The following is a 4,804-nucleotide window of genomic DNA, read 5'->3' on the forward strand; positions in this document are numbered from 1 at the left end:
TGAAATTAATATCTTGTCCAGTACGTTGTTTCCAAAAGTTACCAAATTGTTTATTAAAATCTGTATATAGCTCACGTGTTGGATCATAAGAGACATTTAAAAAGTCTTGAGCAGCCAAACTGGATGCTGAAAGTAAAGCAGCCAAAAGACCAACTTTGAGTTGAGATAAACGCATAAAAACCCCTTGAAATTGCATAAGCATTTAGAATATGGATGCAGCATAACGCTGGTTTTTTTGCAAAAAAAATAATAAAAAAAGCATTTGTTATGAAAAAAAGAGAAATATATAAATGTGATAAGTTATGCTGAATCGTTGATAAATAATAAATTTTTATTTCAGTGTTTTAGTTGTTATAATTTTTTAGAATCAAAGAGTTATTCACTTTTAAACTTTGTTTCTTATAAACTGAAAAAGGTGCTTAGATCATGCAATGCTATAAAAATGGACAGTTAATTGATTCCATTCCTTTACTTGATCGGGCATTTCATTATGGAGATGGTTGTTTTACAACTGCGCGTATTTTTGATGGGTGTTTTGAGTTAAAAGAACTGCATTTTGCACGTTTACAACTGGCTTGCCAGCATTTGAGTTTAAAAACTGATTTATCCTTGATCGACAAGGTTTTTGAACAATTACAACAGCAATTTCAAAGCCTAAATGGCACACTCAAAGTTGTGATTAGCCGCGGTGAAGGTGATCGTGGTTACAGTTTACCTTTACATGCCGCTGATCTTTATGTGTGGTATTACCCCAAAGTAATGCAAGCTTTTCAGCCTGAATGGATTGAGAGTGGTTTACTCAATCATGCCTTGGGTTTAAACATGCCACACCTTGTAGGTTTAAAAACATTGAATCGTCTTGAACAAGTTTTGCTTAAGCAAGAAGCGGACCAACGGGGGTGGCTAGAAGCCTTAGTCAGTGATGTGCAGGGTTATATCGTAGAAGGGGTGAGCAGTAATTGTTTTATTCGTATAAATGATCAGTGGATTACGCCTGAACTTCGTTATAATGGCGTCCACGGTGTGATGCGAGCCAAAATCTTATCTCGAATGCAACAATACAATGTGTCATGCGAACAACGTTGTATTGGCATGGATGAGATTGATCGTATTCAAAACCTGTTTTTTTGCAATGCATTGCATCCAATGCGAGCGGTTGTACGATTGAATGATCGCGCGTTAGCGCAACAACCTTACCTTGATTTATTTGAAACTTTAAAACTTAGCCAGATTGATTAATATGCCAAAGCCACCAAACTCAAGCAAAAGTAAGAAAAAACCGAAAGCAAAGCCGAAATCAAGATTTACCTTTAAAGCATTTCTTGTATTTATCTGTGTTTTTACGATGGTGGTCTTTGGCGTGATATGGGCAAATTTATTTAAGCCTTATCCAATGGAGAATAAAAAACAATTATTAGTGATTTCATCTGGAGATACATATTCACGTTTCATTGATCGATTGGCTGAAGAACAGAAGGTAAGTTTCCCGATCATTTTAAAGCTCTATCAGAAATTTATGATACATGACAGTATGAAAGCTGGTGTATATGAGCTAACTAAAGGGATGAGTGTTCGTCAAGTGCTGGATATGCTTGCCAATGCAGATAATGCTCAAATGAATCGAATATTGGTCATCGAAGGGACAAACTTCAAGCAACTTGTACAGAAGTTAAAAAATGATCCGAATGTGACCAATACAATTTTAGATTTGCCTCAAGATCAATTACTAAAAGCTTTAGATATTTCCTATGCTCATCCTGAAGGATTATTTGCACCTGATACATATTTTTTTGCTAAAGGTGAAACAGACAAGAAGATTTTGACGGATTTATATCGTCGTCAGATGAAAGCATTGGATGACGCATGGGCAAATAAGGCGGCTAATCTGCCGTATAAAAATAAATATGAAGCATTAATTATGGCTTCGATTATCGAAAAAGAAACCAGTTTAGATAGTGAGCTTCAGCAAGTATCTGGTGTGTTTGTTCGTCGATTAAAAATAGGCATGCGCCTGCAAACTGATCCAACCGTCATATATGGTATGGGAGATAATTACAAAGGTAATATCACACGTAATGACCTACGGACACCAACAGCATATAACACCTATACCATTTTCGGTTTACCTCCAACGCCGATTGCTTTACCAAGTAAAAAAGCAATTGAAGCGGCGATGCATCCTGATGATTCGCAGAATCTTTATTTTGTTGCAACAGGCACAGGTGGGCATAAATTTACAACCAATTTGCAAGATCACAATCGTGCAGTACAAGAGTATTTGGCGGTTTTACGTGCCAAGAAGCAGGAGCAACAGTAAATGTTTATTAGCTTTGAAGGTACAGAAGGCGTAGGTAAAACCACGCTGATTCGTAAAATTCATCAGTATTTTGAACAGCAAGGTAAAGAAGTCGTATTAACTCGTGAGCCGGGTGGTACGCCTTTGGCGGAACAAATTCGCTCTTTATTATTGGCAGTGAATCATGAAGAGCAAATGAGTCATGATACTGAATTGTTACTGATTTATGCTGCACGAGCACAGCATTTACAACAAGTGATTTTACCTGCATTAGAAGCAGGCAAGATTGTGCTGAGTGATCGTTTTACTGATGCCAGCTTTGCTTATCAATGTTCTGGACGTGGTTTAAGTCAGGAAAAGTTGCAACTGTTAAATCAAACCTTTGTCGCGAAAATGCCGAATATTACCTTTTGGCTGGATGCCCCGATTGAATTGGGTATGACCCGTGCGCGAGAGCGTGGCGCATTGGATCGTTTTGAGCAAGAAAAATTGAGTTTCTTTGCCAAGGTACGTGCGGGTTATGAGACCTTGTGGCAAGCAGAGCCTGAACGTATTAAACGTTTGAATGCGACACAGAATGCGGATCTTGTGTTTGAAGAGGCATTGAATTATATAAAACAGCTCTGAGGACTGCTTTATATTTATCAAAACCAATACATAAAAGTCCGTACATACTTTAAGCACTTTGTTACCATGTTGCCAAAATATAAGAGGGAAAAAATTTGGCAACACCATATATAGTTATAGGATGCCCCACAACAGGCGGCGGTAAAGTTATTTCAGGAAATAGTAGTTTTTTGATCGAAAGTAAAGCGATCGCGTGTGTTGGTGATAAAGCGACTTGTCCAAAGCACCAGACGGTTTCTACAATTATTACTGGTGATCCATACATGCAAGTGTTTGGAAAAGCAGCAGCGAGAGTCAATGATAGTTTGTCTTGTGGTTGTAAATTATTACCGATGCAGAATTTAGCTGTTCAAGATAATGGACCTTCATCATCCACAGCTAAAGCTTTTTCAAGCGCATTTGCACCAATTTCGACGGCATTCCAACAAGACAATTTTGTAGCAGACAAACCCAAGGAATATGGCATACAATTTCAGTTAAAAGATGAACAAACACAAAAAATCTATAGCGACATTCCTTATTCAATTATTTATAAAAATAGTGGTGAAGTAGAAACTGGATGGACTGATTCAGAAGGTAAAACTCACGTAATCAATGCCAATAGTCCTGATGAAGTGGAATTTCAGACGATTGATGCATCTAAACCATTGCCTCCACTATAAGGGATATATAAATGTCACAAGATAAGGTTTTCTCACCAACTTTAATCCCCTCATTGGATAACAAAGTTAAAGTATGTCATTCAGATGAATTGCTAGATCCATTGTTATGTAACAGCATTGTTAAAGTACTTAATTACCATACAACTGTTCCATACACTTTTATGATGGATCAATCTCAATGGGATAGTGTTAAAAATAGGATTCCTTTTGAACATGACTTGGCGATTCGTTTCGGGCTTGAATATGATTTACGACAATTCAGTGACGCACTCTTAGAGCGCTACTCTTTCCATACGATGATGTACCTTGAATTTACACGATACGTTCAGAAGCACTCATTAAATTCAGGTGCAACTTTTATTAGAGAATTAGCAAAAGATTCTTTTACTGCTCGTATGGCAATCTCTAAGAAGAATTTTGGTGAAGTTATTGACCTTGCACTTTCTAACGCAGGTAAACCCGTTTTAACAGGTAATGCCATTGCCCTGCATGAAAACCAAGGACCATATTTAATTAATGAGAATATGTATAAGAAAGTGTTTGGAAGATCTTATGATAGAGCCACGGTTTCTCAATACATCCAGCAATATCAATATACACCACCACTCAGTAGCTTTTAGTATCAGAGTAATAACATGAAAAAATCTATATTAATATTTTTAATGCCACTTCTTCTATTTAGTTTTAATGGATGTAAAGCATCTGAAAAAGATGAAATAGATATCTTCATTCAAAAAGACTTTAAGAATTACTTAAGAGATAACCGAAAGTTGATCTTAGAAGCTAATAAAGATGTAAAACTTGAGCCTGCATTAAAAGAGATTATATTTAAAAATACTTTTGTTAAGTTAAAGACAGCACAAAGCTTACTTGATGATGAGTATGGTAATTGGTTAGAAGGGTTAGGTAAAAACGGATTTGACTACACTGATTTCAACGATATCTGTTGGATGACAATCTATATGCAAAATTACATCAATAATATGGATGAAAACTATAAGTCTAATATCACAGATGATACTCGAAAAAGTGTTAATCATTTGTATGAAGCAAGAGATGAGATTATCAAGTTACGAGATAACAAGGATAAAGCTTTAGCAAGCAGCCAACAAACTTGTAAATAACACTAGGATTATCGAGTATGAAACCACACAATTTAGGGTGGTTTTTTTATTACACGTGTATAATCTCCCACTAAATCAAAGTGTGAAATGAAAAA

6 protein-coding genes and 1 pseudogene are annotated in these 4,804 nt (G+C 36.2%); 6 read left to right on the forward strand and 1 reads right to left on the reverse strand.

The annotated features are described in order from the left end of the window. Window positions 1-175: pseudogene (locus HMPREF0023_RS16235) on the reverse strand (sulfate ABC transporter substrate-binding protein); the annotation flags it as partial. Between the two features lie 251 nt (window positions 176-426). Between HMPREF0023_RS16235 and pabC the strand changes: the two are divergent. From pabC to HMPREF0023_RS08215, 6 genes are all read left to right on the forward strand, one after another. Then, window positions 427-1,239: an aminodeoxychorismate lyase gene (gene pabC, locus HMPREF0023_RS08190; RefSeq protein ID WP_008941792.1), complete on the forward strand. Its 813-nt coding sequence runs from the start codon at window positions 427-429 to the stop codon at window positions 1,237-1,239. Window position 1,240: 1 nt separating this feature from the next. Next, the gene (mltG, locus tag HMPREF0023_RS08195; RefSeq protein ID WP_008941793.1) at window positions 1,241-2,317 is read left to right on the forward strand and encodes an endolytic transglycosylase MltG; all 1,077 of its coding nucleotides are present in this window, start codon (window positions 1,241-1,243) and stop codon (window positions 2,315-2,317) included. Then, a complete protein-coding gene (gene tmk / locus HMPREF0023_RS08200) occupies window positions 2,318-2,923 on the forward strand; it encodes a dTMP kinase (RefSeq protein ID WP_008941794.1) in 606 nt (201 codons plus the stop codon). It begins immediately after the preceding gene. Between the two features lie 95 nt (window positions 2,924-3,018). Further along, window positions 3,019-3,585 carry a PAAR domain-containing protein gene (locus HMPREF0023_RS08205; protein ID WP_008941795.1) on the forward strand — a complete coding sequence of 189 codons (567 nt, stop codon included), beginning with the start codon at window positions 3,019-3,021 and terminating at the stop codon, window positions 3,583-3,585. 11 nt (window positions 3,586-3,596) lie between these two features. After that, window positions 3,597-4,205, forward strand: coding sequence for a hypothetical protein (locus tag HMPREF0023_RS08210; RefSeq protein ID WP_008941796.1), 609 nt, complete (start codon window positions 3,597-3,599; stop codon window positions 4,203-4,205). A gap of 15 nt (window positions 4,206-4,220) precedes the next feature. After that, entirely contained in the window at window positions 4,221-4,709 is a 489-nt protein-coding gene (locus HMPREF0023_RS08215) for a hypothetical protein (RefSeq protein WP_008941797.1), read from the forward strand. The last annotated feature ends 95 nt before the right edge of the window (window positions 4,710-4,804 follow it).

Source organism: Acinetobacter sp. ATCC 27244, from assembly GCF_000156555.1.
GTDB classification, from domain to species: domain Bacteria; phylum Pseudomonadota; class Gammaproteobacteria; order Pseudomonadales; family Moraxellaceae; genus Acinetobacter; species Acinetobacter haemolyticus.